Origin of the sequence: Thermosynechococcus sp. GLH187, from assembly GCF_031583395.1 — a bacterium.
GTDB lineage: Bacteria > Cyanobacteriota > Cyanobacteriia > Thermosynechococcales > Thermosynechococcaceae > Thermosynechococcus.
Window position 1 is genome coordinate 1780001 of the sequence record NZ_CP134175.1, and the last position, 26933, is coordinate 1806933.

Genomic DNA, 26933 nt, shown 5'->3' on the forward strand with positions numbered 1-26933 from the left:
GATGGTGGGGTTGTCGAAGCTGACGTTGTACTTGCTGTTTTTTGCGCTGGCGGAGCGGGTGATGCGCAATGAGCGGTGGCGATCGCGCTTGCTGACGGTCTATCTGCTGACGGCGTTGCTGGTGAGTGTGGAGGGGATACGGCAGTGGATTTTTGGGGCGGAGCCGTTGGCGACGTGGACAGATCCAGAGTCGGCCTTGGCAAATGTGACACGGGTGTATAGCTTTTTGGGAAATCCCAATCTGTTGGCGGGTTATTTGTTGCCTAGTGTGCCGTTGAGTGCGGCGGCGATCGCGGTGTGGCGAGGCTGGCTGCCAAAGCTGTTGGCGGTGGTGATGCTGGGGATGAATACAGCAAGCCTGATATTGACGTTTAGCCGTGGTGGTTGGTTGGGGTTGGTTGCGGCGACGATCGCTGGGGTGGGGTTGCTGGGGATTTGGTTTTGGCCAAGGTTACCGCTGCAATGGCGGCGTTGGGGGGTGCCAACTGTGGGGGGGCTGGCGATCGCCCTCTGTATTGGTGCGATTGTGAGTGTGGCGCCGCTGCGGGAGCGAGCAGCGAGTATTTTTGTTGCCCGAGGGGACAGTAGCAATAATTTCCGCATTAATGTTTGGACGGCAGTGCAACAGATGATTTGGGCACGGCCTTGGCTCGGCATTGGACCGGGGAATGTGGCCTTTAACCAGATTTATCCACTCTATCAGGTGAATGTGCGCTTCACAGCATTGAGTGCCTATTCCATCTTTCTGGAAATCCTTGTGGAAGTAGGGGTGATGGGCTTTAGTGTCTTTCTCTGGTTGTTGGCGGTGCTCGCCGATCGCGCGTGGCGTTGTTTGCGGGCGTTACGGACAACAGCAAACCCTCAAGGGTTCTGGTTGATGGGAGCTGTGGCAACCATGGTGGGAATGCTCACCCATGGGTTGGTAGATACGATTTGGTTTCGCCCGGAGGTGGCTACCCTTTGGTGGCTGATGGTGGCGATCGTTGCCAGCTTTGCGCCGTTGGCAGACCGAACAGAGAATACAGCCGCTAACGGTCTGGATGCTGAGCCGTCAACCTAGGCATAAGCTCGGGATCGCCCGCTTGATCTTGCCAGCCACAGTGGGAGCAATGGCACTGACCTATCTTGAGTTGGGAGTGATGGATGGGTTGCCGACACGCAGGGCAGCGACCGGTGAAGTAAGGGTGGTACATCAGCATCCGAATCTGCTCAACAGGAGGAAGATGACCAATCACTTGCTCAAGACTGGCTGTGGGGGATTCTAGGGAAAACATCAGGGAGTCCACAGGAACGTTCGTATCGGTTGGCACAATCTCTTTTTTTCAGTGTGCGAGCGATCGCCGGCAAGGGGAATCGTAGAAATACGGAAATCTTCCCCCTCTAGCCTGTGGAAAACTCCAAAAAGCCTGTGGAAAATTCTGGGGAAAACCTGTGGAAAACCCCGGAAAAACTCTGAAAAACTGTGGAAAACTTTTTATTCTTTTTCCACTAAGATAATGGCTTGTGGAAAAACCCCCCACTTTTTCCACAAGTTTTCCACAGGGGGGAAGTGGCTCAAAGTCGCTCTGCAAGCGGGTTTCCGAAAATTTTTCCACATTTCCACAGCCCCTACTACTACTATAAATATTATTTAAATAATTTAGTAGCAGTAGTAGATCTCTAGATCTAAGGGGAATAAGATTCTGACAGAGAAAAATAAAAGATGTGATTTGGGGAACGTGGGGTTAGTTTGAAGCTGGCTTAGAGCTTGAGGAAATCTTGGTTGAGAGGGTTGTGATACTGGGAAACATTAGGAAGACAAGAACAAAACGAAAGGTTGAGATGGCTAGAGGATCAGAACTTCCAAGTGCTTGGGGAAAACTTTGGGGAATTTGGGGAAAACTGTGGAAAAGGATTTGAATTTAGGTTCAGGATGCTCTAATAAGGATCTGTTTGCGCCGCGAAAAATTTTTTTGGCCTGAGAAGGGTCTAGAAGCCCCTAGAAGGAGGGCGATCGCCCTAGTGAGTAGGTTTTATCGTTGAGGGGATTTTGCTGCCCATAGAAGCGATTTTATGAGGGGTTGTCTAGACAACCTTGGGATAACCGTTTGTCGATAGGATAGTCCAAGCAACTACCGTCCTCAAACTTGCCATGACACGCATTGTTACTCTCCTAGGAGCAACCCCAGAACAACAAACGGCACTGGGTCTGGCCATTGCCCAGTGGTTTGCCGGGCGACAGCAGCGAACCTTGTTAGCGGTGCCGAGTCCAGCCACTTCCCTGCAATTTCTCATTGGCAGTCCAGATCGGGCGATTGGTTGGCAACCCAAGTTGCTGTCGGAGGGATTAGCGATCGCCGAGCTGATGGCCACTGAAAGTCTCAACGCGGCATGGCAAGAACTTAGCCGTTTAGTGGAACCCTATTTGCCCCAAGAATTGGTGGGTAAGGTTTATGCGGGCGAATTGGTGATCTTGCCGGGGATGGATACTTTGCTGACCCTAAATGCGCTGCGCGTGCACTACAGCAGCGGTGAGTACGATGTGATTGTCTATGTGGGGGGGAATAGTCAAGATACACTGCGGCTGATTGGGTTGCCCCAAGGGTTGGCATGGTACTATCGCCGCTTTCAACGTTTGCTGGATCAACTGGATCTCAACGCGATCGCCAATGCGATTGGGGGGCCGATCGCCAGCGCAATTATGGCGGCCAATATTGACACCCAAAAAGTGCGTGAGCGTTTCGGTGAGGCGAAGGAGTGGATCGATCGCGGTGTGCAGATTGCCGCGGACTCGCAACGGTTATCGGTGTTTCTGCTAACGGATGGCACAGTGATCTCAACCGCTCAAACCGAATGGTTATGGGGCAGTGCTCAACAGGTGAATGTCCCTATTTCTGAGGTCTTTTGTATGGGGGAACCCACGCCAGAGGTCAGCCGCACGTTTGCACCGCTACGCATTTCCGCTCTTCCTAAAGACTGGAACAACTGGCAAAGTCTTGTTTCCTATCTTCCAGACTTGAACCAGCTAGGAGCGGCACCGGCTCCCTATGAGTTTGATGAGACGCAACAACAGGTGCGCATTTTTCTACCGGGATTTCGCAAAGATCAGGTGAAACTCAGCGAGTTTAGTGGGGAACTGACGGTGGAAGCTGGCGATCAGCGGCGCCACATTGAGCTACCCCCTAGCCTCAAAGGCAAACCCGTTCGCGGGGGTAAATTTGAAGCTCCCTACTTGATCGTCAGTTTCTAAGACTTTCTAAGGTTCAAGGCGCAGACGCACAGAGTCGCGGTGGGAAATCAGGCCTTCTGTTTCAGCGAGGGTCATGACCGCTCCCCCCTGTTTGCGCAAGGCAGCAGGGGTGTATTGAATAATGCTGGAGTGTTTGAGGAACGTTTCTACGCCCAAGGCAGAAGCATAACGGGCGGCACCAGAGGTGGGCAGGGTGTGATTGGGACCCGCGAGATAGTCGCCAACCGCTTCAGGGGTGGAATAGCCGAGGAAAATCGCACCGGCATGGCGCACCTGCTCGACAAGGCTCCAAGGGTCTTCGACTTCCAATTCCAGATGTTCAGGGGCAAAGTGATTGGAGAGTTCTACCGCTTGTTCTAGGCTCTCGACAATGCCAATCAGGCCATAGTGGGCGATCGCCTTCTCGGTGAGAACCCGGCGCGGATGGTCAGCCAATTGTTCGTTCACCGCTGTAACCACCGCCTTTGCAAGGGGCAAACTCGGAGTCAGTAAAATGGCCGCTGCCAAGGGGTCGTGTTCTGCTTGAGCTAGCAAATCAGCGGCAATGTGAACAGGATTGGCCGCCTCATCGGCAATGATTAAGACCTCTGAAGGCCCTGCTAGGGAGTCAATACCAACCCGCCCATAGACTTGCTTTTTGGCAAGCATGACATAGAGGTTTCCCGGCCCTGTAATCACATCCACGCGCGGAATCGTTTCTGTGCCATAGGCAAGGGCAGCAATGGCTTGGGCGCCACCAACGCGATAAATCTCTTGAATTCCCGCTTCTTGGGCGGCAACGAGAACCGCAGGATTAATACCTTTGCCCTGACCGGGAGGGGTGACCATGACAATCCGCTGCACACCGGCCACCTGAGCGGGAATCGCATTCATTAACACCGTACTCGGATAGGCAGCCCGTCCCCCCGGCACATACAGTCCGGCAGCATCAACAGCAGTGTAGCGTTTGCCGAGGACAATGCCATCTTCACCAAATTGCACCCAACTTTTGGGCACGCGCTGGCGGTGGAAGGCTTCAATTTGTTGCTTGGCAAGGCGAATGGCATCGAGGAGTTCTTTGGACACCTGTTGGTAAGCGGCATCCAGTTCATCTCCTTTCACTCGTAATGTTTCGGGGGTGAGGTCAATGTGATCAAACTGGGCAGTGTACTCAATCAGGGCGCGATCGCCTTCCTTGGCCACACGGCGCAAAATTGCCTCAACAGTAGCCTCTTGGTCGCTCATCTCCCCGCTATCGGTGCGATCGCAAATGCGGCGTAGTTCAGCGCGTAGGTCGGTTAACTGGGTGATGATCCGCAACATGGTCGTTCACGTAGGCGAGGCAGAGAGTCGGGGAAAGGTTAAAAAACCTTAATCAACCCTATCAATAGCTTACAGCGATTTTCCAATTACAGGGGCGGGCTAAGGCTGGCCAACAACGAGTGCTTAGGGCAAGATCGCGATTCACGAGACTGAGCCTTCGGAGTTCGCATCAGATTGCCAAGGCAGCCACTCCTCATCTAGAGCTTCCTCCATTGTGAAGTCGGGGACTTCCGGAATCACGTCAGGGGATAACCCAATCGCTTTCAACATATTTTTCCTTGCCTTTTGATAGGAGTCTAGGAAAGCTGCCTTTGCAAATGGCTGAAGACTGAGGCTATCCTGCAAAATTAGCGCAATTTCTAAACGGAAATGACTAATCTCCAACAGCCAACCCCTATAGCAGTATTGTCGCTCAGTTTCCCAGTATTTGAGCTTGAGAAGATGCTCACAAAGACGCAGTAGATAGCTGAATAGGGCGCATTTTTCGCTTCGACCCAAGCTCTCAATCTCCTCAATTAAATTTTCCACATCTAAGTGGTCAAAGTTCCCTGCCTTGAGGTGGGCAACGGTCTCCTTAAGCCAAAGGTAATAGTCGGTCTCATAGAGGAGTTGGGTCTTAAGACAAGGGGTCATGGGGACTAGATAACAACGGCAACTGGTTTTCTGGTGGAGTATAGCCTAGGTGTTGCCAAGCGCGGGGAGTGGCAACGCGGCCTCGGGGGGTTCGTTGCAGATAGCCCATCTGGAGCAGGTAGGGTTCATAGACCTCTTCAATGGTTTGCACATCCTCACCAGTGGCTGCAGCAAGGGTTTCAATGCCCACAGGCCCGCCTTGATAGGACTCAATTATCAGACTGAGGAGCCGGCGATCGCTCCAATCCAAGCCTGCTGGATCCACATTGAACAGTTCAAGGGCAGCGGTAGCCACCTCTAGGCTAATCGTGCCATCGTGCTTCACATCGGCATAGTCCCGTACCCGCTTTAGGAGCCGCAGGGCAATGCGGGGTGTACCCCGACTGCGGCGGCCAATTTCTAGAGCGGCTTCAGGAGTAATGGGAGTTTGTAAGAGGGCTGCCCCCCGCTGAACGATCTGCTGGAGTTCTTCGGGATGATAAAAGCGCAAGCGCTCCACTAAACCAAAGCGATCGCGCAAGGGCGAGGTCAAGGCGCCGGCACGGGTGGTTGCTCCCACAAGGGTAAAGCGATTGAGTTTCAGTCGTCGCGTGCGTGCCGTTTGCTGTTTGCCCACGGTGAGATCAAGGTAAAAATCCTCCATGGCGGGATAGAGGAGTTCCTCGGTCATGCGGGAGAGGCGGTGAATCTCATCAATAAAGAGAATATCCCCCGCTTGCAGGTTCACCAAGAGACCCACAATGTCGCGGGGGCGTTCCAAAGCTGGGGCACTGGTCACTTTGCAGTTGACCCCCATTTCTGCCGCTAAGATCAAGGCAATGGTGGTTTTCCCTAAGCCCGGCGGGCCATAGAGCAGCAGGTGATCAAGGGGTTCTTGGCGTGCCTTGGCTGCCTCGATCGCAATGTGCAGCACATCCTTGAGTTCCTGCTGGCCAATGTAGTCCTGCAAAAAGCGGGGACGTAGGGACTCCTCAGCCGGCGAGTGCTGTTCCTCTGGGGTGGGTTGATTGGAAAGCAGTAAAGGGGGGCGCGATCGCTCCGGCGGTGAATTTTGCGACGAAATAATCGCCATTGCTGCCCCCTAGGGCAAAGCTTAAGCCCGTTTTAACCAGCTAAACATGGAACGCAGTTCTTGACCCACCTGTTCAATGGGGTGTTCTGCCTCCCGTCGCCGCATTGCAGTAAAGCCCGGTTTACCCGCCATATTTTCCAGCACAAACTCACGGGCAAATTGACCCGTTTGAATTTCGTGGAGAATTTTGCGCATTTCCGCGCGGGTCTCCTCGGTAATAATCCGTGGGCCACGGGTGAGGTCGCCGTATTCTGCGGTGTTGGAGATGCTGTCCCGCATTTTGGCAAGCCCCCCTTCCACAATCAAATCCACAATCAGCTTCACTTCATGGAGACACTCAAAGTAGGCCAGCTCTGGCTGATAACCGGCCTGCACCAACGTTTCAAAGCCAGCCTTAATCAGGGCGCTGAGGCCACCACAGAGCACCACTTGCTCACCAAACAGATCGGTTTCTGTTTCTTCGCGGAAGGTGGTTTCCAGAATGCCGGCACGGGTGCCTCCAATTCCTTTGGCATAGGCCATGGCGAGATCACGGGCTTGACCACTGGCATTCTGATAGACCGCAAACAGGCAGGGTACCCCTTCCCCTTGGGCATAGGTGCGGCGCACGAGGTGACCAGGGCCTTTGGGCGCCACCATCACCACATCCACATTGTCGGGGGGCACAATCTGGCCAAAGTGAATGTTAAAGCCGTGGGCAAAGGAAAGGACATTCCCCGCTTGCAGGTGGGGGGCAATCTCCTGCTCATAAACAACCCGCTGAACTTCATCGGGCAGAAGAATCATAATCCAGTCGGCCAGTTTCGCAGCTTCCGCCACGGAGTGCACCGCTAGACCATCGGCACGGGCGCGCTCTGCAGAACGACTGCCGGCATAGAGACCCACCACAACATTGAGACCGCTATCCCGCAGGTTGAGGGCATGGGCGTGGCCTTGGGAGCCATAGCCAATGATGGCGATCGTTTTGTCCTTGAGGAGTTCTAATTGGGCATCTGCGTCGTAATACATGCGCGCCATAGTGATGATGTTCCTTTCCAATTGCATTCAGCAGGTCGTTATTATTTCTCTACCACATTGGCAGAGCCGATATAGCACCTCCTAGAGGGCTAGTTGCGGGAGTTAGCGATTACGGGAATAACGATTGTTCCCACCGCCCATGGCTTCACGGGGGCGTGCCTTGTTGACCTTGAGTTGCCGTCCCATCCACTCGGCACCGTCGAGATCAGCGATCGCCGCATCTTCTTCAGCATCCGTGGACATTTCCACAAAACCAAAGCCCCGCTTACGGCCTGTTTCCCGATCCACCGGTAAATAGACTTGTTTGACGGAACCGTACTCGGCAAAAACGGCCTCTAGGTCTTCTTGGGTGGCCGTGTAGGAAAGGTTGCCGACATAAATAGACATAATCTGATCTGCTCCAAAGCAAAAATTGAACCCTGTGTTGACGCTGACTTCGGAGAGACGACTGTCACGTAACCAACCTTCCCTAAAACCGAACTCAAGAATCGCTCTACTTAAAAAACTCAAGCGGCGATTACTCGCCAACCTTGTCTTCCGATTATAGCCGATTGCGATGGCCTGCGCTGCAAAAGTAGGGATGCTACCCTAAAAGAGGTAGATTTTTTGTGAATCTTAACAATGTCCGATTTACCGGCGGTTGTTGTGGGCCTTTCCGGCGGTGTTGATAGTTCCGTGGCCATTGCTAGCCTCAAAGCTCAAGGGTACCCCGTTGTTGGTCTGACGCTGTGGCTGATGAAGGGTAAGGGGCAGTGCTGCTCTGAGGGGCTAGTGGATGCGGCGCGTCTTTGTGAGGAGCTGGGAGTCCCTCACCATATTGTGGATAGCCGCGAAATTTTCGAGAAATATATTGTGAACTATCTGGTCAGTGGCTACGCCAGTGGGGTGACACCGCTGCCCTGTTCCCAATGCAACCGTTTGGTGAAGTTTGGGCCGATGCTCGCCTATAGCCGTGAGCAACTGGGGATTGACTACATTGCTACCGGGCATTATGCCCAAGTGAAATACAATCCCACCAGCGATCGCTATGAACTGTGGCGGGCGGTGGATCGTCATAAGGATCAAAGCTACTTTCTCTATGACTTGCCCCAAGAGATTCTGGCTCATGTGCTGTTTCCTCTTGGTCAGCAAACCAAGGCGCAGACCCGTGCCCTCGCGGCGCAGTATGGCCTGCACACCGCCAGTAAACCGGAGAGCCAAGATCTCTGCCTGATTGAAGCCCATGGCTCCATGCGCCAATTCTTGGATCAGTATCTGCCCAGACAGCAAGGGGAAATTGTCGATGTCCATGGCCGGGTGCTGGGGTACCATCAGGGGATTCACCACTATACGATTGGCCAGCGCAAAGGCTTGGGAATTGCGGCACCTGAACCGCTTTATGTGGTGGCCTTGGATCGGGAACACAATCGCGTCATTGTCGGCGATCGCGCCACCGCCGGCCGTCGTGAGTGTACAGTGGCCCGGGTGAACTGGGTCTCGATTCCCCCCCCCACAGAACCGATCACAGCCACGGTACAAATTCGCTATCGTACTCCTCCAGTGCCGGTGACTATCATTCCCGCTGCCAACGCTGAGCAGGTACAATTGGAGTTTACTGAACCGCAATTTGGGGTAACGCCGGGGCAAGCGGCGGTTTGGTATGCGGGCGATCGCCTGCTGGGGGGCGGCATTATCCAGCCCTTTGTGACACCGACACCACAACCCCTACAAGCAATGGCCACCCACGTTTAAGGAAAAGACTGACCATGCAAAAGCGCCTTCATTACTCATCCTTGGAAATTAACCGCCGAGCAGAAGAATTAATCAAGCACTCCGCCAATCGCTATCGGATTACGGTGCAAATTGCCAACCGGGCGAAACAGCGGCGGGGGCTAGAGGCCAGTGAAGATCTCGATGATCTGCCCCTGAAGCCGGTGACCCGTGCCATTATCGAAATGTCCGATGAAATTGCTCAACCGGAGTTACTGGCAGATTAGGCGCCATGGGAAGACGACGGGGCTGGACGTTTTTGGGCTGGGTGACGTGGGGGTGCTTGCTGGCACTTCTGTGGCTGCCCCTGAGCAGTACTTGGAGTGTGGGGCGATCGCAACCTGACCCCAACCTACCCGATGCCCCTGCCCAAATTCTCATTAACCCGCGGCTGGTGGCAGAAACCCTCTATCCGAAGTTGCCCGGTTTGCCGAAGGAAAACCACTATATCCGTCAAGACAACCGTCAGCCGGCACCAGAAAGTACCCTCCTTGAGCGATTCATTGTCTATCACACCACTGTCAAAGGGCGATCGCCCCTCTACCGTTTTGACTGGAAAATTTCCCTTGCTGACTATTTGGGGCTGAATGACTTCCTGCGCAGAGAAACCTATCCGGGACGTTCTTACCTGACAGTCAACCCCATGGAAGGGGATATGGCTGCCATTCGCCAACTCAATCGCCAACAACGGGATGCCTTGGTGAGCACACTGGCCACCTTCTACGCCCAGCAAGCGGGGTTACCCACGACTACACCCCAGCGTCCCCAACCCCAAACAACACTGCCAGAACCGACATGGAGACCCCCCACCGTTCTGCCCCCCGTTCCCCAACCCGGCAGTGCTGGACTTTTGGCGCCCCCCGAATCCCCCCGCCCGCTGCCCACTGGGGAATCCCGTTTTTTACTGCCCTAGATGTTTGCAATTGGGTTCATGAGTCATGGCTGTTCCGATTACTGAGTTGCTCACCCCAGAGATTCTCAAACCTGCTCGCTATTTGGGCAATGAGCGAGGGGCAGTTCATAAGCCGTGGCAGGCCGCAACGGTGCGCTGGGTGCTCAGCTATCCGGAAATCTATGAGGTGGGCGCCTCGAACTTAGGACACATTATTCTCTACAACATTCTCAATGCCGTCCCCGATCAACTGTGCGATCGCGCCTACTTACCCGCAGCGGACTTAGCCGCCAAATTGCGAGTGACCCAAACTCCCCTTTTTGCTGTGGAATCGCGCCGCGCCCTGCGGGAGTTTGACCTCATTGGCTTTAGCCTCAGTTATGAGTTGGGTGCCACGAACATTCTGGAAATGCTCGACTTGGCCGGCCTACCCCTGACTTGGCGAGAACGCCAACAGGCACCCCTAGAAGAGATTCCCCTTATCTTTGCCGGTGGACAGACAGCGACATCAAACCCTGAACCCTACGCTGACTTCTTTGACTTTTTTGCCCTTGGGGATGGCGAAGAACTCTTGCCCGAAATTGGCCTCGTGGTGGCAGAAGGCAAACGAGCCGGCTTGAGTCGGCAGGACTTGCTATTGGATTTGGCACAGGTGCCGGGGGTCTATGTGCCGCAATTTTACGATCGCCAAGGGGATGGCGCCGTCAAACCCAATCGTCCCGATGTGCCCGAGCGCATTTTGCGGCGAGTAGCTACCCCGATGCCCCACTATGCCATTGGCTTGGTGCCCTATGTAGAAACCGTTCACGATCGCTTGACAGTGGAAATTCGCCGGGGCTGTACGCGCGGCTGTCGCTTTTGTCAACCGGGGATGCTCACCCGCCCTGCCCGCGATGTTGCCCCCGATGAGGTGATTGCCGCCATTGAAACGGGGATGCGCGCCACGGGCTACAACGAGTTTTCGCTACTGTCGTTGAGTTGCTCCGACTATCTAGCTCTGCCCGCCGTGGGTGTGGAAATTAAAAATCGCCTGCAAAACGAGAACATCTCCCTCTCACTCCCCAGCCAGCGGGTGGATCGCTTTGATGAAAACATTGCCCACATTGTCGGTGGCACGCGCCAAGGGGGACTGACCTTTGCCCCGGAAGCGGGAACGCAGCGGCTACGGGACATTATCAACAAGGGGCTGACCAATGCGGAATTGCTGCGGGGGGTCAAAACTGCCTACGAACAGGGCTGGGATAAGGTCAAGCTCTACTTTATGATTGGCCTGCCGGGGGAAACCGATGCTGATGTGTTGGGCATTGCTGAAACGATCCGCTGGCTGAAGCGAGAATGCTGGATCAAAGGACGCAAGCCCCTGAGCTTTAACCTGACCATCTCTAACTTTACCCCCAAGCCCCATACGCCCTTTCAGTGGCACGCGGTCTCCACCAGTGAGTTTCTGCGCAAACAGGAGCTACTGAAGGCGGAATTCCGCACGATCAAGGGGCTAAAGGCCAACTTTACCGATGTGCGCATCTCAGCAATGGAAGACTTTGTCGGTCGGGGCGATCGCCAACTGGGGCCAGTGATCCGCCGCGCGTGGGAATTGGGGGCACGGGAAGATTCTTGGTGGGAAAGTCTCGATCGCGCCTATGCCGCTTGGACGCAAGCCATTCAAGAAGCGGGTCTGGACTGGAAATACCGTCAACTGGAAGCGGGTGAGTGGAATGTCTTTAGTGGTGGCAGCCACAACCTTGATGCGCCCCTGCCTTGGGATCACATTGATACGGGCATTAGTAAAACATGGCTGAAGGAAGACTTGCAGCGTGCCCTAGAAGCGGTGGTCGTTCCCGATTGTTCCTTTGAGGGCTGCTCCCATTGTGGCGTCTGTGGCATTGACTTTGGCCATAACGTGGTCGTGCCGCCCCCCCCGATTCCGCCTATTCAAGGTCAACCCCAAGCCCCCCAAGAACGGGTGCAACGTCTGCGCCTCACCTTTGGGAAAACTGGGGAAATGACGCTTCTCAGCCATTTAGATCTACTGCGCCTCTTTGAGCGAGCAGTACGCCGTGCCCATCTACCCATTGCCTTTACGGGGGGATTTCATCCTTCACCCCGCATCTCCACCGCCAGCGCCTTGCCCCTTGGGGTGACCAGTTATGGCGAAATTGTTGATCTGGAATTTTATCGCGAGGTGGAGCCGTCAACGGTGCTGGAGCAATTGCGGCAACAACTGCCGGCGGAGGTGCCCCTTTACACCTGTGCAGTGGTGCCCTTAAGTGAACCGGCAGCAAGTCAAGCCCTGCGGGCAGCTACTTATGAACTGCTCATCCGTACCCCTGAACCTGTGGAGCGGGACACTTGGCAACAGTGGTTAGAGGATTTGCGAGCCACCCCTGAAATTCTCTATGAGCTAACCACCAAGTCAGGGAAAACCCAAGTGGTGAATTTGCGCGATCGCCTGCTGCAGATCCGCCTCAAGGAGCACCAAGACCACTGGCCTGCCGTCAGCCTCATCTACACGGGAGTCTGTCGCAATGATGGCACGTTCCTGCGGCCAGAGCATTGTCTGTACCTCCTAGAAAAAGTGAGTGGTCTGTCCTTGGAACTGGGGGCGATCGCCCGTCAGAAATTACACCTCGAAACGCCATGAACCTAGCAACGCAAATTCGCGGCGGTCTGATTGTCTCCTGTCAAGCCCCGGCAGATTCCCCTTTGGCGGCGCCAGAAATCATTGCCGCTATGGCAGGGGCAGCGGTTTTGCGGGGCGCAGTGGCCGTGCGCATCAATACCCCGGCCCATATTCAGGCAGTGCGCCAAGCAGTAAAGGTGCCCATTATTGGTCTCTGGAAGCAAGTTTTGCCCGAGTACCCTGTGTATATTACGCCTCGCTTTGCCGATGCGGTGGCCGTTGCGACAGCAGGTGCTGATGTGATTGCCCTCGATGCCACAGCGCGATCGCGCCCTGAACCCCTACAGGACTTGATTCAGCGAATTCACGATGAACTGGGCAAGCCCGTCATGGCCGACATTGACTCCCTTGCAAGTGCTGAAGCGGCGATTGCTGCCGGTGCTGATTGGGTGGGCACGACCCTCTTGGGTTACACCGAAACCACGGCGCATACCCCACCCCCCAGTTGGGCGCTCCTGAGTCAGCTGGTTGAGCACCTCAACGTGCCTATTCTCTGTGAAGGGGGGATTGCCAGTCCCACAATGGCTGTAAAAGCTTTGACTTTGGGGGCTTGGGCAGTGGTCGTGGGCACCGATATTACAGGCATTGACCTCAAGGTGCAGCAGTATGTCCAGACCCTAAAAGCAACGACGATTGAAAATTCTCAACCCTAAATCCTATCCAATTCTATCGGTTTGTATATTTTCCTCTATATTCCGACCGATAAACGAGAGTTTGTGGCAAGATAGAATCCATAGCTAAAGATACATCGTTAGCCTAGGAGCCACCATCTATGAGCCTAAAACTTGGGGATGTCGTACCCAACTTTACCCAAGCCTCTTCCATGGGGGAAATCAACTTCTATGAGTGGGCAGGGGATAGCTGGGTTGTATTGTTTTCCCACCCAGCGGATTACACCCCCGTTTGTACGACAGAACTGGGCGAAGTGGCGCGGTTACGCTCAGAATTTGAGAAGCGCAATGTCAAAACCTTGGCCTTGAGTGTGGATAGTGTGGAGTCCCACCTTGGCTGGATCAAAGACATTGAAGAAGTCAACAACGTCAAGGTGGATTACCCGATTTTGGCAGATGAAGATAAAAAAGTCTCCAACCTCTACGACATGATCCACCCCAACTCCCTCAACAACCTGACGGTGCGCACAGTCTTTATCATTGACCCCCAAAAACGCCTGCGCTTGACCTTGACCTATCCCGCCAGCACGGGGCGTAACTTTGCTGAGATTCTGCGGGTGATTGATTCGCTGCAACTGACGGACAACTACAGTGTGGCCACCCCCGTCAACTGGCAAGAGGGTCAAGAGTGCGTGATTGTGCCTTCCCTCAGCGATGAAGAGGCGAAGCAGAAGTTTCCCAAGGGCTTCAATGCTGTTAAGCCCTATCTGCGGTTGACACCTCAACCCAACAAATAGCCTAGATTAGCCTAGACAAGTCATGGCGACACCCTGAGCTGTTCGGGGTGTTTTTTTGTGCCTTGGCAGCATCCCAAGATAGGATAATCTTGCACAGCAAAACCAAGGAAAGGAATAGAGGCGGAATGCAGCGCTGGATACTTTGGCTCTTGATACCCCTTGTGGTCTGTTTGAGTGGATGCGTCCAAGCAGATATGGTCATCCAGCATCAGGGACAAACTGGGGGGAACCTCACCTACACGCTGACGCTGCCCCAACCCGATCTCCCTTTTACCGAACAGGTGATTCAGCAGGCGCGCCGCTTGGGGGGAACGATCAAGGAACGGGATAAAACGCATCTTCAGGTGACGATTCCCTTTGACACCAGCCAGCAATTGGCCACTATCCTCAACCGCATTGGTGGTGTGCCCTATCTTCCCCAAGTCACTGCTGAGGCGGATATTTTTGACCAGAACTGGTTGCTCTTTGTGCGGGAGCGCTTTCGCTATGACATTGATCTGCGCCCCTTGGGTATTGAGTCCCGTGATCAAGCTGTTCTTGTGGCACCGCAGTCGCTCCTGAAGTTTCAACTTGCCCTAGAAACCCCTTGGGGGGCGCGCCCGATTGAGCGTCCAGCCACTACTGCTGATACCGTGGTCAATCCTCATGTTCAGCGGGGGGGCGATCGCCTGACTTGGACATTGATGCCCGGTTATCTGAATCACCTAGAGGCAGCCTATTGGTATCCAAGTCCCTTGGGTTGGGGCACACTGGCGATCGTGGGCTTGCTGGTGCTGGGCAATTGGTTACGCACTCGCCTGCCTAGGAGTCATTCAACCTAGAGTCCCATGAGATGGTCTGGCCCGCCGCAGAGTTGGCAACGGTATCTTGCCTATTTAATAGCGGGACCTCTGATTGTCCTCAATCTCTGGGTGGCGGAGCAAGTTTACCTCTATTTTGAATATCCGATTAATCTCCTTGTCATTGCCGCCATTTTGGCTTTTTTGCTCAATCAAGTGGTGATTCGCCTCTGTGCTCGTGGTTTGCGGCGGCGGAATGCGATCGCCTTGGTGTTACTGATTACCCTTTTGGTGGTCAGTGTCTTGATGCTGTTGCTGCTCCCCCTTGCTATTCAACAGGCGGAAGAACTCCTAAATCAACTGCCAGAGTTGGCGGATACGGGCAATCAAAATTTGCGCCATCTAGATCAAGTGCTGCGCCGCTACCAGTTCCCTGTGGGGGTGAATGACTTGATGGAAGAGCTGACGATCCAGCTCAAAGGGATTGCCGCCATGTTACCGGGTGTGGCGATTACAACCCTAACTAAATTTGTTGATGTGCTCCTCGTGCTGATCCTAACGGTGTATATGCTCTTTTATGGCAGTGAGATTTGGCGCGGACTCATGAAACTGGTACCCAAGCCTTGGCGGCAGATGGTGGATTACTCGCTGCGGCTGAATATTCGCAGTTTTTTCTCGGCACAGCTTTTTTTGGGGCTGTTTATGTTTCTTGCCCTGATTCCCTTTATGATCGCCTTCAAGGTCAATTTTGGCTTTCTCTTTGCCCTGATCATTGGTATTGCCCAGCTCATCCCTGTGGTGGGGGCGACCTTGGGCATTGGTTTAGTAACACTGCTTATCCTTTTTCAGGATGCGTGGCTGGCTTTGAATATTTTCGTGATTGCTGTGGTCTTGCAACAAATTAAGGATAACGTGCTTACCCCGAAGTTACTGGGGGACTTGATGGGTCTGAATCCCCTCTGGCAGTTTATTGCGCTACTCATTGGCGGACGGGTGGCGGGTTTCTTGGGAATTTTGCTGGCCATTCCCCTAGCCGCAACACTGAAAACCGTCCTCGAGTCTGAGCCTGTCGAAGACACCTAACTAGGCGATCGAATAACTAGGCGATCGAAACGTTTTGATCACCGTACACACCCCATGACCGCAAATGTTCATCATGACGGCATTTGTAGCCCCACCAATCACGCCACTCACAAGGGGAACGGCTCGCGCAGGTAGGGTGAGACTTTTACTCGAGACCTTGCCAAAAATCTGCTGCAAAAGGGGACGCGGAAGCTGCCTGAAGACCGCCATCAGCACTTGGGATAAATTTTTTTGCGCCGCCCGCCGGCCAAAGGTCTTGAAGATTTGCCGACAAAATTGGGTACCGAAGTGGTTTGCAAGTTCAGCGGCAGTAACCCCCAAGGCAGTGGGAATCAGCATCATCAGCACATTTTCGTTTTCAGAATCTAGGCCATAGATGGTGAACAGCGCCGCTGCCAGCTTGATTTGGGCATGGTAAAAGTAGGCAATATCGAGGGGCACGCCAGCCCAGCCCATGACGCCAGTGGCGACTCCAGAACCCACTGACCAGAGGGTGGCTTCATAAATTGCATGGTTGGCCATGCGATCGCGATCGCCCCCCCAGCGAGGATCATGGAGAAATTGGTATCCCCACTGCCGCCCCTCTTCGATGGCAAGGAGCATGAGCTTGAGCAGCCAATCGGGTATAGACGCTGACGCTGTGGCCATAGGCTTAAGAAATAATTGTCAACTTAAGGGATGGCATTGGCATAAATCTACCACAGTCAAAATTGAGCAACAATCTAAAAATGTAAAATTTTAATAAATAAAGTTTTAATAAAAATTATTGGCTAAAGTGTTGGACTGCATGGATGAATGTGAAACTTCAGGGGAGCGATCGCCCCTTGGCAATTTCTCACCGCTACGCGTTTGTTATAGACGGTATCATTCATCGAGGCACTGTTGAACACGCCCAGATTGACCAATAATTCGAAATCTTTTTTCTTTTTCAACCCGATCTTAAGGTGTTATTCTCTATCTGCTTCTGCAGCTTGCCTTAATGCTAAGAAAGCTTCTTTGAGAGGCTGACTCACTGCACTATCGGGTTCATTCAATACTAGCTTTTGATACGCGTCCAAAAACCTGGCTCGTGACCTGTGGAAAAAATGCAAAAAGTGGCGCAAAAAACCTAGTATGGCTTTCGGGGATCAACATCTGGTCGGTCTATTTTGGCTAACAGACAAGCCATAAGAAGTCTTGTGCACACCCGATTACTAATCTGTCGGCACACATACTCAATCCGTGAACGAATATCATGGTCTGAAATAGCCGAATTGTTTATATCTTGATAAGCACGTTTTAGGATGTTTGTAAGAGCCTTATCAGGTGTACTCATTGTTTTTTCCTAAAATAATGTCTTTTGATTGATCGCTTTGGGGGCATAATTTGTCCACAGAATCTCAGTTCGCTCATCTTTGGTCGAATGTATTGTTTTGCTCGGGGCGATATTTTTGTACCAATTCGGAGAAGGATACAACTCGTCCATTAAATCGCAATCGTAACCTGAAATGGCAACAATACCTTGAACTGAATTCAGCACGGACGCCAGCTCACGATGTTCTTTGTTGCTCATTTCATAAGCGTAAGCGTTACTATCGCCCCGCGTGTCATGGACATAAGGTGGATCACAGTAAAAAAGCGTATCTGGTGAGTCGTACAAACGTATGACTTCAATAGCGGGTCTATTTTCTATTTGAACACGCAACAAACGCAGGGCTATATCTGGTAAGTCTTCAATTGCACCAAGCCAGCGAGACACAGCTCCTGACATACCTGCTCTACTCGTGTTTTTGCAATTTGCCCAGCGTCCCAGTGTTGCAGATTGAGCTAGACCAGTTTGCACTTGACGGGCGCGTACATAAAACCTTCTTGCACGTTCAACAGGATCTAAAGATGGGTCTATTTCACAGGCGATTGAAAATTCTTCACGTGAAAAAGGGGTGAGACCAATTGCTCTTATCAAACGCTCTGACTCATCTCGTAAGACGCGGAAGAAATTTGCAACCTCACCATCAACGTCATTATATGTTTCTACAGCTGAAGGTTCTCGGTTCAATAAAACAGCAGCTGAGCCCCCAAATGGCTCACAGTAATGGTGGCAAGAGGGCAATAGAGGCAAAAGCCAATCAAGGTGTGAATATTTTCCACCATACCAACCAAATGCTATTATCCTTTTTCTGCTTCGCTTGACGACTGGGGAAGGTGTGCCGTTTCTCTTCATTACACGATGAGTGCCTTTTGCGATACTTCTCGGTATTGTCCTCTACGATGTCGATACCATAAATTGATGCCACTGCCAGCACCGTGTAGCGCTCATATTCAAGTTGAACCTTGGCATAACGGGCTTCCGCGCGAGGATTTCTACCAAGAAGTTGCCAGTACCGCAGGTGGGTTCCAAGAAACGCGAGTTAATGCGTTCGGTTTCTGGCTGGACTAAATCTAGCATGGCCTGCACGATGTGCTGGGGGGTGAGACTTCACCATGGTCAGGAACGCGGCGTTTGGATTTGACAGTTTTTTCCACGGGGACTTGCTGTAAAGGACTCAATGAGGAGGACTTCCTGCTTTCTATTATTTCGGCACAGCTGCTGTCAGTACTTCGTGCCCCTCGGTGGTGACCAAGACATCGTCTTCGATGCGCACACCAAGGCCGCGCCAGCGATCGCTAATCTCGGGCTGACCCTCAGCAGGAGTTGCTTCGGGGTGAATATAGATTCCCGGCTCCACTGTCAGCACTTGACCCGGTTGCAGCGTGACCCATGTTTCTTTGTTGTGCTTGTAAAGACCGACATCATGGACATCGAGACCCAGCCAGTGACCGGTGCCATGCATAAAGAAGGTGCGATATTTCTGGGTATTGTTCTCTTTGCCTTCGTTGATCAGATCGTCAATCGCTCCCCGCAGCAGGCCAAGCTCTACTAGACCCTCAACGATCACCCGCACCGCCGCATCGTGGATTTGGTTGTAGGTATTCCCCGGTTGCACCTGCTCAATGGCGGCTTTTTGGGCAGCGAGGACAATATCATAGATCGCCTGTTGCTCGCCGCTGAACTGGCCACTCACAGGAAAGGTGCGGGTAATATCAGCGTTGTAGTAGCGATAGGCACAGCCAGCATCAATTAAAAGTAAGTCTCCTGCTGCCATTTGCCGTTGGTTCTCAGTGTAGTGAAGCACACAGGCATTCGACCCCGAGGCAACAATCGAGGGATAGGCCGGGCCATCGCCCCCCCGTAGGCGAAAGAGATGCTCTATCTCTGCCTGAATTTCATATTCCCAGCGTCCGGGGGCAGCCACTTCGCGGGCACGCTGATGGGCTTCGACAGTGATGGCGATCGCTTGGCGCATCAAGGCCAATTCTGCTGCTGATTTAATTTGCCGCATCGGTGCCAAGAGAATACTGGGATCGGCGATCGCCCGTGGGCCTGTGCCCCGTTTTGGTAGTGTCGCCAAGAGGCGCTGATAGTGCTTGAGAATCACTTGATTAAAGCGCTCATTGTGACCAAAGTGGTAATACAGCGGATCCCCCGTCTCCAAATAGCGAGGGAGGTGCTGCTCTAGCTCACTAATGGGATATACGGCATCGGCACCTAATTGCTCCTTGGCTGCTTCTACCCCAAGGCGTGCCCCTGTCCAGATCTCTTGGCTGAGATCCTTGGGCTGCACAAAGAGAACATAGCGATGCTCACTGTGGTTTGGCGCAAAAACAGCAACGGCCTCTGGCTCATTAAAGCCCGTGAGGTAATAAAAGTTACTTTCTTGGCGAAAGTTGTAGTCCACATCATTGTGCATGATGGCGCGCGGGGCACTACAGAAAACAGCGACACCCGTGCCCAATTTCTCTAAAAACTGCTGCTGTCGTTGCTGGTACTCTGTTTTCATCGCGCCTTAAAAAGTGGGTCAACCCTTGGGAATGATGACCCTGAAGTGGTTTGGTGGGGGCGGAGGGACTTGAACCCTCACGACTTGTTTAAGGTCAACGGATTTTCATCCTCCTGCCGCTTTCGCGACCACCCCTTGGGTGTTGAGGATTGGACTCTCCCTTTACCCGCGTAGAGGATCTACGGTAGGGTAGCTCCCGTCGAGTCTCTGCACCTTCCGTTTCCAGTCTGGGTTTGAGAAACGGCTTGGCTCAGGATTGCCCTATTTGCCCTATGGACAAACGTAGGTTTCCCTGAATTTGAGAGCATTCACTTAATAGATTTCTCTACTAAGGCTCAATTTCTTAAGTCCGCAGCGTCTACCATTCCGCCACGCCCCCTTAAGTACCGCTACTATACCACCTTGGCTTTGGGGGATGCAATTCCTACTGGCGTTGGTAATAAGCCCGCAACCCCTCGAGGAGCCGCTGATTTTCGCTGTCACGGCGCACCGCCACTCGGAAGTAGGAAGCGCCCAATTCGGGAAAGCTGCAACAATCACGAATCAAAATGCGATGCTGCTGGAGGAGGTAGGTTTGCAGGGGCAAAATGGCGTCCGTTGCTTTGATGAGTAGAAAGTTTGCCTTACTCTCGGTCACCACCTTCAGTTCGGGCATAGTATTTAAGGCCGCCGCAAAGGCATGACGCGCTGGCGGTAACCATGCCCACGTCTGTTCCTGAAAGGGGCGATCGCCCAAAGCTGTGACACCGGCAATGATTGCTAGACTATTCACACTCCAAGGATCGCGCCACGATCGCCAGCGTTGCCAACGTTCTGGAGAGGACACACCATACCCTAAACGCAGACCCGCCAGACTATAGAACTTCGTTAGCGATCGCAGAACAATCAAGTTCGAGTACTGAGGCACAACCCCCACTAGGGATTCACTAGCCGCCGGCGGCAAAAAGTCCATAAAGGCCTCATCCACGACCACTAAGGCACCCGTCTCTAGCAACGGCTGGAGCTGATTGCGAGACCAGAGCTGTCCACTGGGGTTATGGGGATTGTTAATGAGGATGGCATCTTCAGGGGTTAGGGAGGGCGCGATCGCCCCAAAGTCGCTTTGCACCCGGGCTAGGGGAATCGGCACAATGGGGCAAGCAAAAGACGCCAGTGCCCGCCGGTAGTCAGCAAAGGCAGGAGTAATAAGATAAATCTGCTGGCGATCGCCACACTCGCGACCTACCCAAGTCAATAACTCCGCCGCGCCGTTGCCCACCAAAAAATAATCCCTCGGTAGTTGATGCAGGGTGGCAATAGCATCCACTAAGGGACGGCAATCGGGATCGGGATAGTCGCGAATCGTGGGCAAAGCAGTCTGTAGGGCGGCAATCACTGAATCAGGGGGCCCCCAAGGGTTGAGACTGGCCGAAAAATCCAAAATCTCATCGGGAGCACAGCCAGCGATCGCTGCCGCCCAAGCTAAATTGCCACCGTGGCGGGGGGGCATTCAGACTATTTTTTCTTGCCCTTGGCCGCCGGTTCGGGAGCTGCAGGCGGTGCAACTTTTTCTTTGAAGAGTTTCCCTGCTGAAAAGGCGGGAACGGTAGTTGCTGGGATTTGCATTTTTTCTTTCGTTTTCGGGTTGCGTCCCTCACGGGCCTTGCGCTCCCGCGGTTCAAAGGCACCAAAGCCCACTAGTGTCACTTTTTCTCCCTTGGCCACGGCCTCCATGATTTCCTCGACGGTGGCTGAGATAATCGCCTCAACTTGCTTTTTGGTGACGTTGTTGGTGCTATGGGCACGACTAAACACAGCATCCACGAGTTCAGCTTTATTCATGGGGATAACTCCACAGAAACATTAAAGGTTGTTAATTGAGGAACAAATGGGTGAAAGGCACGAAACCCTTGCCTCTGCTTGCTTTCAAGCCTCATTCTAGAATAGCCAGACCCCAACTGGAACCCTGAAACCTTTAAGATATGTGGTTTTCAGCCACTTTTATCCATTAGAAATTTCTCAAACCCTTGATTCATCAGTCTTTTAGTCTATTCCATCCTCTTTGCAGGGATAGTTTGGGGCAGTGACAGTTGTTAGAAAAATTAACAAATCACGGTGTCCCAAGGTCTGAATATCGCCCCAGAGAACAAAAAAGCCCCATGGCTGAGACGATGGGGCATTCACAAATTTCATGAATTTAATGCTTGGATTCGGAGGATTTGATCACAGCGTATTGGCGATGATCTATCCCCTAGGCATCATCCAAGGCGGCAATACCAGGAAGTTCTTTGCCTTCGAGGAGTTCAAGGCTCGCCCCCCCGCCCGTGGAGATGTGACTCATGCGATCGGCAACGCCCACTTTTTCAACCGCTGCCACAGAATCGCCACCACCAATAATCGTCGAGACGCCCTCACTGGTGAGGTCAGCCAAACAGCGAGCGATCGCCTCCGTGCCCTTGGCAAATTGATCAAACTCAAACACCCCCATTGGGCCATTCCAGATCACTGTTTTGCAATCCTTGAGCGCCTCTTGGAAGAGTTTGACCGAAGCAGGCCCAATATCCAGACCCATCCAGCCATCGGGAATCGCTTCGATACTGACCACTTGACTATTGGCATCGGCGGCAAAGTTATCCGCCACCACGACATCTGTGGGCAAGAGCAACTCCACCCCTTTTTCTTGGGCTTTGGCTGCGAGGTGTTTGGCTAGCTCCAACTTGTCTTCTTCCACCAAGGATTTGCCCACATTGAGACCCCGCGCTTTGTAGAAGGTGAAGATCATGCCGCCGCCGATCAGCAATTTATCCACTTTTTCTAAAAGGGCTTCAATCACACCAATCTTAGAAGAGACCTTAGATCCCCCCACAATCGCAGCCAAGGGACGGCGGGGATGCTCAATGGCGTTTTGGAGATATTCCAGTTCTTTCTCAATCAAAAAGCCCGCCACACAGGGACTGAGGTATTGCGTCACCCCAGCAGTTGAGGCATGGGCGCGGTGCGCAGTGCCAAAAGCATCATTGACATAGACTTCTGCACAGGCCGCTAGTTGCTTGGCAAATTCAGGATCATTTTTTTCTTCCCCCGGATGGAAGCGCACATTCTCGAGGAGACAGACATCCCCATTGGCCATTGCTTGGGTATGGGCCACCACGGCATCACCAATGCAGTCATCGAGCTTGGCCACGGGTTTGTGGAGCAGTTCCGAGAGCCGCTGAGCCACAGGAGTGAGGCGCAGTTTATCATCCACACCCTTGGGACGGCCAAAGTGGCTGACAAGAATCACCTTGGCACCTTTGCTGATCAGGTCTTGAATCGTCGGCAGTGCGGCGCGGATGCGGGTATCATCGGTGATGACACCATTCTCATCGACAGGAACGTTAAAATCCACCCGCACGAGGACACGCTTTCCTTCTAAGTCGGCAGCCGATAACTGTGCCACGGATTTTTTAGACACGCTAGAGCCTCCTAAATGCGTTAAAACATGGATGATGGTACTAGGGGCATAACAATCCCAGCCAGCGATGGAGTGACCCGTTACAGAACCCTCACCTGACCCTCATTCTACCCAAGGGCGTGCCCTTCCACTTGACTCCAATGAGGTGAACTCTATGTTCAAAACCATTCTTTTTCCCATTGACCGTAGCCGTGATACCCAAGAAGCCATGCCCACTGTGGTTGAGATGGTGAAACTGTTTCAGAGTCAGTTGTTTCTGCTCTCGGTGGAGGAAACCCCAGAACCCGATGCGGAGCTAGAGGCGGCGATCGCGGAATTTTTGAATCGAGTGAAGGAAGCCTTTGCCCAACACGCGATTGTGGCGGAAACACTGCTGCGGCGCGGCAAACCTGCCTTTGTGATCTGTGATGTGGCCGATGAGATCAATGCCAGTTTGATTATTATGGGTTGCCGGGGAACGGGTCTGACCCCAGAGGGGTTTCAAGAAAGTGTCAGCAACCGCGTGATTAATTTGGCGCCCTGTCCGGTCTTGGTGGTACCCTAGCGTAACTGAATCTTGCGGAGCTTAAAGTTTCGTCACAGGCGGCCTAGCCCTTGGGGCGATCGCCGATGATCAAGGAAAGTGAATGTGTTGTCTTGTGGTTGATCTGCATGCTGAATCCAACAGATGTAACGCCGACCGTGTTTTCCCCTGCTGCTGATCAACTGCAAGCCCTTGGGGTGTACGTAACCATCCATGGCCATTTCTATCAGCCCCCCCGCGAAAATCCCTACCTCAATGCCATTGAACACCAACCCAGTGCCCAGCCGTTCCACGATTGGAATGAGCGTATTTACTACGAGTGCTATCGCCCCAATGCCTTTGCGCGGATTCTCAACGATCGCGGTGAGGTCATTGGTATTGTCAATAACTTTGAATACCTCAGCTTTAATATCGGCCCGACGCTCTTTAGTTGGCTCGAACGCTACGATCTTGAGGTCTATCAGCGCATTATTGAGGCTGATCGCCACAGTTGTCAGCGCTTCAATGGCCACGGCAACGCGATCGCCCAAGTGTATAACCACATGATTTTGCCCTTGGCCAACTACCGCGATAAACTCACGCAAATTCGTTGGGGCAAGGCGGACTTTCGGCGGCGGTTTGGCCGCGAACCGGAGGGGATGTGGCTGGCAGAAACGGCCATTGACTATGACACCGTAGCCGCCCTGATTGAGGAGGGGATTCGCTTTACGATTTTGGCGCCTTCCCAAGCCCAACGCTGTCGTCCCATTCTTGCCGACGGTGAAAGCGAGTGGATTGAAGTCAGTGGCAGCCAAATTGATCCGACCCGTCCCTATCGCTGCTATTTGCCGGGGGGCGATCGCCAGCGGGATTACTTGGATATCTTCTTCTACGACGGCCCCATTTCGCGGGACATGGGCTTTAGCGATCTGCTCACTAGCTCGCAATTTCTAGCGGGGCGGTTGGGACAGGCCGTGCGCGGTGATCATCGCCCCAGTCAAATCATTGCCGTTGCCACTGATGGGGAAACCTTTGGCCATCACAAGTATGGCGGTGAAAAAGCCCTCGCCTATGCCTTTAAAGTGGAATTTCCACAGCGGGGCTGGCAGATCACTAACTTTGCCTACTACCTCAGCCTGTTCCCGCCCACATGGGAGGTGGAACTCAAACCCGTCACGGCGTGGAGCTGTGCCCATGGTGTGGATCGCTGGCAGGACAATTGTGGTTGCGGTGGGGGCGGTGAGTGGCATCAACGGTGGCGACGCCCCTTGCGGGAGGCACTGAACTGGTTGCGGGATGAGCTAATTGAAATTTATGAAACCTTGGGCAGTGAGCTATTTCAGGATGTTTGGGCAGCCCGCGATGCCTATATTCAGGTGCTGGGCGATCGCTCGCCGGAGACTCTGCATCGTTTTTTGGCACAACACCAACGCCGCCCCCTGAGTCAAAGCGAGCAAATTGATGCCCTGCGCTTGCTGGAGATGCAGCACCATGCCCTGCTCATGTTTACCAGTTGTGGCTGGTTTTTTGATGAACTCTCGCGGCCTGAGGGGGTGCAAATCCTCCGCTATGCGGCACGGGCGATCGAACTCGCGGCAGATGTGGCAGGGGTGCAGTTGGAACCCGAGTTTATTGAGCGTCTGGCCGCTGCCCCCAGTAATGTGCCGCAGTTTGGCGATGGGGCAACGGTCTATCACCAGTTGGTGAAAACGGCTCAAATTAGCTTGCAGCAGGTGGCCGCCCACTATGCCATGAGTTCCCTCTTTAATAGCTACCCCCGCCAACATCAACTGTACTGCTATGAGATTGAGCAGGGGGATTATCATCTCCAACGCATGGGCAGCCTGACCTTGGCGATCGGCCAGATTCAACTCACCTCGACGATGACAACCGAGTCCCAACTGCTGATCTTTGCTGTCTTGCACTTGGGGGGCTGGGATTTCCACTGTGCGATTCAACCCTTCCAAGGGCGGCGGGAATATAGCCAGATCAAGACCCATCTCCTGCAAGCCTTCCAACAGGGGAGTGCAGCACGGGTGGTGATGGCAATTACGGAACGCTTTGGGGGGGTAGCCTACAGCTTGGATGATCTCTTTGCTGAGGAACGACACCGTCTCATGGGGGTGCTGGCGCGGGAAACCCTTACGCGCTTGGATCAGCTTTATACCCAAGTTTATCGCGATAACTACGGCATCCTGATGGGGTTTCAGCGGGATGGCCTGAGTGTGCCCCAAGAATTGCAAGTCGCGGCAGCGGTGGCGTTGACCCATCGTGCCATTAGCCATTTGCGGAGTTTAGAGCAAGACCTGAGCGATCTCAGTGATTTGCCCTTGGCGGATCTGCAAAACCATTTGGCAGAATTGATGGCGATCGCCCGTGAAGCACGGTTGTTGGGTTGTCACCTTAGCCTTCAAGAGCAACAGCGACTCCTTGAGCAGCAAATTAGCACTGGATTGCGTTATCTTGCCCACCACCTCGACAGTGACACCCTTAGCCAGTTGAGTCCCCTGCTGCAGGACTTGATCACCATTGGCGATGCCTTAGGTTTGAACCTGAATCTGGATCGGGCACAGGAACAGCTTTATACCCTGATGGGTGAACTGCGGCAGAAGGGCACGCACCTCAGCGAGGGCGATCGGCGGCACCTACAAACCTTAGCTATCCGCCTCAAGGTTGATCCCCAACTATTGGTTGCCCTCTCTTCCTAGGGAAGAATCTCCGTTAAATCCAGCACGAATCCGGGGAGCAGGTCTTCCCCAAAGAGGTGCCGAGGGGCGATCGCGACTTCAGGGGGCATTTGAGAACGGTAGATTTCTACCCGTTGATTTTGCGGGTCAATCAGCCAGCCCAGGTGCAGACCATTGTCCAGATATTCGCGCATTTTGGCTTCGAGTGGCCGCAGATCATCACTGGCAGCGCGCAGCTCAATTACAAAATCGGGACAAAGCGGTACAAATCCTTGCCGTTGTTCGGGGGTCAAGGCGTGCCAGCGATCGCCTCGAATCCAAGCAACATCGGGACTGCGAATGGCGCCGTTGGGCAGCTTAAATCCCGTCGAGGAGTCAAAGGCAACGCCCAATCGGGATTGCTGATTCCAGAGGTACAGTTGAACAGCTATTTGAAGATGACGCCTGCCAGTTTCTCCACCTGTGGGGGGCATAATGATTAGTTCTCCACGGGGCGATCGCTCCAGCCGCAGATCAGGGTTTTGGCGGCAAATTGCGGCAAACTGCTCATCGGTTAGTTCCAGCACCGGTTGTAGGGCGATCGTCAGCATGGCTGAGCAGCCTCTCATCGCAT

General features: G+C 53.4%; 25 protein-coding genes and 2 pseudogenes (1 of these 27 cut by a window edge). 12 read left to right on the top strand and 15 right to left on the bottom strand.

Annotated elements, in window-relative coordinates; genetic code table 11:
• Positions 1 to 1060: the 3' portion of an IctB family putative bicarbonate transporter gene (locus RHI63_RS08710; protein ID WP_206199833.1), read on the top strand. 338 nt of this gene lie to the left of the window's left edge; only the last 1060 of its 1398 coding nucleotides appear in the window; its start codon lies off the left edge, out of view; the stop codon is at positions 1058 to 1060.
• Here RHI63_RS08710 and RHI63_RS08715 read toward each other — a convergent pair.
• The gene (locus RHI63_RS08715; RefSeq protein ID WP_302678079.1) at positions 1029 to 1310 is read right to left on the bottom strand and encodes a hypothetical protein; all 282 of its coding nucleotides are present in this window, start codon (positions 1308 to 1310) and stop codon (positions 1029 to 1031) included. The genes RHI63_RS08710 and RHI63_RS08715 overlap by 32 nt on opposite strands.
• Before the next feature lie 821 nt (positions 1311 to 2131).
• On the opposite strand from RHI63_RS08715, the gene RHI63_RS08720 reads away from it, so the two are divergent.
• Positions 2132 to 3229 carry an ArsA-related P-loop ATPase gene (locus RHI63_RS08720; RefSeq protein ID WP_206199835.1) on the top strand — a complete coding sequence of 366 codons (1098 nt, stop codon included), beginning with the start codon at positions 2132 to 2134 and terminating at the stop codon, positions 3227 to 3229.
• A gap of 6 nt (positions 3230 to 3235) precedes the next feature.
• On the opposite strand, the gene hisD is transcribed toward RHI63_RS08720, so the two are convergent.
• The 5 genes from hisD to RHI63_RS08745 all read right to left on the bottom strand — a co-directional run bounded on the left by hisD (position 3236) and on the right by RHI63_RS08745 (position 7640).
• Complete coding sequence (hisD, locus tag RHI63_RS08725) at positions 3236 to 4531, bottom strand: histidinol dehydrogenase (protein WP_206199836.1); 1296 nt, start codon at positions 4529 to 4531, stop codon at positions 3236 to 3238.
• Between the two features lie 141 nt (positions 4532 to 4672).
• Positions 4673 to 5164 (bottom strand): DUF29 domain-containing protein, encoded by a 492-nt coding sequence (locus RHI63_RS08730; protein WP_206199837.1) that lies wholly within the window; start codon positions 5162 to 5164, stop codon positions 4673 to 4675.
• Complete coding sequence (ruvB, locus tag RHI63_RS08735; RefSeq protein ID WP_206199838.1) at positions 5148 to 6236, bottom strand: Holliday junction branch migration DNA helicase RuvB; 1089 nt, start codon at positions 6234 to 6236, stop codon at positions 5148 to 5150. Before ruvB ends, RHI63_RS08730 begins: the two co-directional genes overlap by 17 nt.
• A 21-nt stretch (positions 6237 to 6257) precedes the next feature.
• Positions 6258 to 7253: a ketol-acid reductoisomerase gene (ilvC, locus tag RHI63_RS08740; protein WP_149818542.1), complete on the bottom strand. Its 996-nt coding sequence runs from the start codon at positions 7251 to 7253 to the stop codon at positions 6258 to 6260.
• A gap of 102 nt (positions 7254 to 7355) precedes the next feature.
• A complete protein-coding gene (locus RHI63_RS08745) occupies positions 7356 to 7640 on the bottom strand; it encodes an RNA-binding protein (protein ID WP_181494467.1) in 285 nt (94 codons plus the stop codon).
• A 234-nt stretch (positions 7641 to 7874) separates the two neighbouring features.
• Between RHI63_RS08745 and mnmA the strand changes: the two genes are divergently transcribed.
• From mnmA to RHI63_RS08785, 8 genes are all read left to right on the top strand, one after another.
• The gene (mnmA, locus tag RHI63_RS08750; RefSeq protein ID WP_310821495.1) at positions 7875 to 8984 is read left to right on the top strand and encodes a tRNA 2-thiouridine(34) synthase MnmA; all 1110 of its coding nucleotides are present in this window, start codon (positions 7875 to 7877) and stop codon (positions 8982 to 8984) included.
• Between the two features lie 14 nt (positions 8985 to 8998).
• Complete coding sequence (locus RHI63_RS08755) at positions 8999 to 9229, top strand: DNA-directed RNA polymerase subunit omega (RefSeq protein ID WP_206199840.1); 231 nt, start codon at positions 8999 to 9001, stop codon at positions 9227 to 9229.
• Between the two features lie 5 nt (positions 9230 to 9234).
• Positions 9235 to 9915 carry a hypothetical protein gene (locus RHI63_RS08760; RefSeq protein ID WP_206199841.1) on the top strand — a complete coding sequence of 227 codons (681 nt, stop codon included), beginning with the start codon at positions 9235 to 9237 and terminating at the stop codon, positions 9913 to 9915.
• Positions 9916 to 9940: 25 nt separating this feature from the next.
• Positions 9941 to 12532 (top strand): TIGR03960 family B12-binding radical SAM protein, encoded by a 2592-nt coding sequence (locus tag RHI63_RS08765; protein ID WP_302678083.1) that lies wholly within the window; start codon positions 9941 to 9943, stop codon positions 12530 to 12532.
• A complete protein-coding gene (locus RHI63_RS08770; protein ID WP_206199843.1) occupies positions 12529 to 13224 on the top strand; it encodes an N-acetylmannosamine-6-phosphate 2-epimerase in 696 nt (231 codons plus the stop codon). Before RHI63_RS08765 ends, RHI63_RS08770 begins: the two co-directional genes overlap by 4 nt.
• 119 nt (positions 13225 to 13343) lie before the next feature.
• Positions 13344 to 13979 carry a peroxiredoxin gene (locus RHI63_RS08775; protein ID WP_149818527.1) on the top strand — a complete coding sequence of 212 codons (636 nt, stop codon included), beginning with the start codon at positions 13344 to 13346 and terminating at the stop codon, positions 13977 to 13979.
• A 194-nt stretch (positions 13980 to 14173) separates the two neighbouring features.
• Positions 14174 to 14800, top strand: a complete 627-nt coding sequence (locus RHI63_RS08780) for a DUF3153 domain-containing protein (protein WP_206199844.1) — start codon at positions 14174 to 14176, stop codon at positions 14798 to 14800.
• Between the two features lie 6 nt (positions 14801 to 14806).
• Entirely contained in the window at positions 14807 to 15841 is a 1035-nt protein-coding gene (locus tag RHI63_RS08785) for an AI-2E family transporter (protein ID WP_206199845.1), read from the top strand.
• Here the strand turns inward: RHI63_RS08785 and RHI63_RS08790 are convergent, their stop codons facing one another.
• The 8 genes and pseudogenes from RHI63_RS08790 to RHI63_RS08815 all read right to left on the bottom strand — a co-directional run bounded on the left by RHI63_RS08790 (position 15842) and on the right by RHI63_RS08815 (position 23131).
• Positions 15842 to 16489, bottom strand: a complete 648-nt coding sequence (locus tag RHI63_RS08790) for a hypothetical protein (protein ID WP_310742913.1) — start codon at positions 16487 to 16489, stop codon at positions 15842 to 15844.
• Positions 16490 to 16788: 299 nt separating this feature from the next.
• Positions 16789 to 16953, bottom strand: a pseudogene (locus RHI63_RS13180) (DNA methyltransferase); the annotation flags it as partial.
• Between the two features lie 212 nt (positions 16954 to 17165).
• Positions 17166 to 18041 (bottom strand): DNA adenine methylase, encoded by an 876-nt coding sequence (locus RHI63_RS08795; protein ID WP_310742914.1) that lies wholly within the window; start codon positions 18039 to 18041, stop codon positions 17166 to 17168.
• Between the two features lie 13 nt (positions 18042 to 18054).
• Positions 18055 to 18343, bottom strand: a pseudogene (locus RHI63_RS13095) (N-6 DNA methylase); the annotation flags it as partial.
• Between the two features lie 47 nt (positions 18344 to 18390).
• Complete coding sequence (locus tag RHI63_RS08800) at positions 18391 to 19698, bottom strand: aminopeptidase P N-terminal domain-containing protein (RefSeq protein WP_310821496.1); 1308 nt, start codon at positions 19696 to 19698, stop codon at positions 18391 to 18393.
• A gap of 424 nt (positions 19699 to 20122) precedes the next feature.
• The gene (gene cobD / locus RHI63_RS08805; RefSeq protein ID WP_310744465.1) at positions 20123 to 21187 is read right to left on the bottom strand and encodes a threonine-phosphate decarboxylase CobD; all 1065 of its coding nucleotides are present in this window, start codon (positions 21185 to 21187) and stop codon (positions 20123 to 20125) included.
• Positions 21188 to 21192: 5 nt separating this feature from the next.
• Positions 21193 to 21519 (bottom strand): HU family DNA-binding protein, encoded by a 327-nt coding sequence (locus tag RHI63_RS08810; RefSeq protein ID WP_190278230.1) that lies wholly within the window; start codon positions 21517 to 21519, stop codon positions 21193 to 21195.
• Positions 21520 to 21928: 409 nt separating this feature from the next.
• Positions 21929 to 23131, bottom strand: a complete 1203-nt coding sequence (locus tag RHI63_RS08815) for a phosphoglycerate kinase (RefSeq protein ID WP_302678089.1) — start codon at positions 23129 to 23131, stop codon at positions 21929 to 21931.
• A gap of 154 nt (positions 23132 to 23285) precedes the next feature.
• On the opposite strand from RHI63_RS08815, the gene RHI63_RS08820 reads away from it, so the two are divergent.
• Both RHI63_RS08820 and RHI63_RS08825 read left to right on the top strand, forming a co-directional pair.
• Positions 23286 to 23675, top strand: coding sequence for a universal stress protein (locus tag RHI63_RS08820; protein ID WP_206199852.1), 390 nt, complete (start codon positions 23286 to 23288; stop codon positions 23673 to 23675).
• 107 nt (positions 23676 to 23782) lie between these two features.
• A complete protein-coding gene (locus tag RHI63_RS08825; protein ID WP_310821497.1) occupies positions 23783 to 26341 on the top strand; it encodes a DUF3536 domain-containing protein in 2559 nt (852 codons plus the stop codon).
• Here RHI63_RS08825 and RHI63_RS08830 read toward each other — a convergent pair.
• Positions 26338 to 26928 carry a Uma2 family endonuclease gene (locus RHI63_RS08830; RefSeq protein WP_310800807.1) on the bottom strand — a complete coding sequence of 197 codons (591 nt, stop codon included), beginning with the start codon at positions 26926 to 26928 and terminating at the stop codon, positions 26338 to 26340. The two genes, RHI63_RS08825 and RHI63_RS08830, sit on opposite strands and share 4 nt — an antisense overlap.
• Positions 26929 to 26933: the final 5 nt, after the last annotated feature.

Excerpts from the sequence above, each read along its gene's own strand:
- RHI63_RS08825 (WP_310821497.1), top strand. The coding sequence starts at position 23,783 with ATGCTGAATCCAACAGATGTAACGCCGACCGTGTTTTCCCCTGCTGCT.
- RHI63_RS08720 (WP_206199835.1), top strand. The coding sequence starts at position 2,132 with ATGACACGCATTGTTACTCTCCTAGGAGCAACCCCAGAACAACAAACG.
- hisD (WP_206199836.1), bottom strand. The coding sequence starts at position 4,531 with ATGTTGCGGATCATCACCCAGTTAACCGACCTACGCGCTGAACTACGC.
- RHI63_RS08770 (WP_206199843.1), top strand. The coding sequence starts at position 12,529 with ATGAACCTAGCAACGCAAATTCGCGGCGGTCTGATTGTCTCCTGTCAA.
- mnmA (WP_310821495.1), top strand. The coding sequence starts at position 7,875 with ATGTCCGATTTACCGGCGGTTGTTGTGGGCCTTTCCGGCGGTGTTGAT.
- ruvB (WP_206199838.1), bottom strand. The coding sequence starts at position 6,236 with ATGGCGATTATTTCGTCGCAAAATTCACCGCCGGAGCGATCGCGCCCC.
- RHI63_RS08760 (WP_206199841.1), top strand. The coding sequence starts at position 9,235 with ATGGGAAGACGACGGGGCTGGACGTTTTTGGGCTGGGTGACGTGGGGG.
- RHI63_RS08790 (WP_310742913.1), bottom strand. The coding sequence starts at position 16,489 with ATGGCCACAGCGTCAGCGTCTATACCCGATTGGCTGCTCAAGCTCATG.
- RHI63_RS08745 (WP_181494467.1), bottom strand. The coding sequence starts at position 7,640 with ATGTCTATTTATGTCGGCAACCTTTCCTACACGGCCACCCAAGAAGAC.
- RHI63_RS08780 (WP_206199844.1), top strand. The coding sequence starts at position 14,174 with ATGGTCATCCAGCATCAGGGACAAACTGGGGGGAACCTCACCTACACG.
- RHI63_RS08755 (WP_206199840.1), top strand. The coding sequence starts at position 8,999 with ATGCAAAAGCGCCTTCATTACTCATCCTTGGAAATTAACCGCCGAGCA.
- RHI63_RS08810 (WP_190278230.1), bottom strand. The coding sequence starts at position 21,519 with ATGAATAAAGCTGAACTCGTGGATGCTGTGTTTAGTCGTGCCCATAGC.
- RHI63_RS08800 (WP_310821496.1), bottom strand. The coding sequence starts at position 19,698 with ATGAAAACAGAGTACCAGCAACGACAGCAGCAGTTTTTAGAGAAATTG.
- cobD (WP_310744465.1), bottom strand. The coding sequence starts at position 21,187 with ATGCCCCCCCGCCACGGTGGCAATTTAGCTTGGGCGGCAGCGATCGCT.
- RHI63_RS08795 (WP_310742914.1), bottom strand. The coding sequence starts at position 18,041 with ATGAAGAGAAACGGCACACCTTCCCCAGTCGTCAAGCGAAGCAGAAAA.
- RHI63_RS08785 (WP_206199845.1), top strand. The coding sequence starts at position 14,807 with ATGAGATGGTCTGGCCCGCCGCAGAGTTGGCAACGGTATCTTGCCTAT.
- RHI63_RS08820 (WP_206199852.1), top strand. The coding sequence starts at position 23,286 with ATGTTCAAAACCATTCTTTTTCCCATTGACCGTAGCCGTGATACCCAA.
- RHI63_RS08830 (WP_310800807.1), bottom strand. The coding sequence starts at position 26,928 with ATGAGAGGCTGCTCAGCCATGCTGACGATCGCCCTACAACCGGTGCTG.
- RHI63_RS08775 (WP_149818527.1), top strand. The coding sequence starts at position 13,344 with ATGAGCCTAAAACTTGGGGATGTCGTACCCAACTTTACCCAAGCCTCT.
- RHI63_RS08730 (WP_206199837.1), bottom strand. The coding sequence starts at position 5,164 with ATGACCCCTTGTCTTAAGACCCAACTCCTCTATGAGACCGACTATTAC.
- RHI63_RS08765 (WP_302678083.1), top strand. The coding sequence starts at position 9,941 with ATGGCTGTTCCGATTACTGAGTTGCTCACCCCAGAGATTCTCAAACCT.
- ilvC (WP_149818542.1), bottom strand. The coding sequence starts at position 7,253 with ATGGCGCGCATGTATTACGACGCAGATGCCCAATTAGAACTCCTCAAG.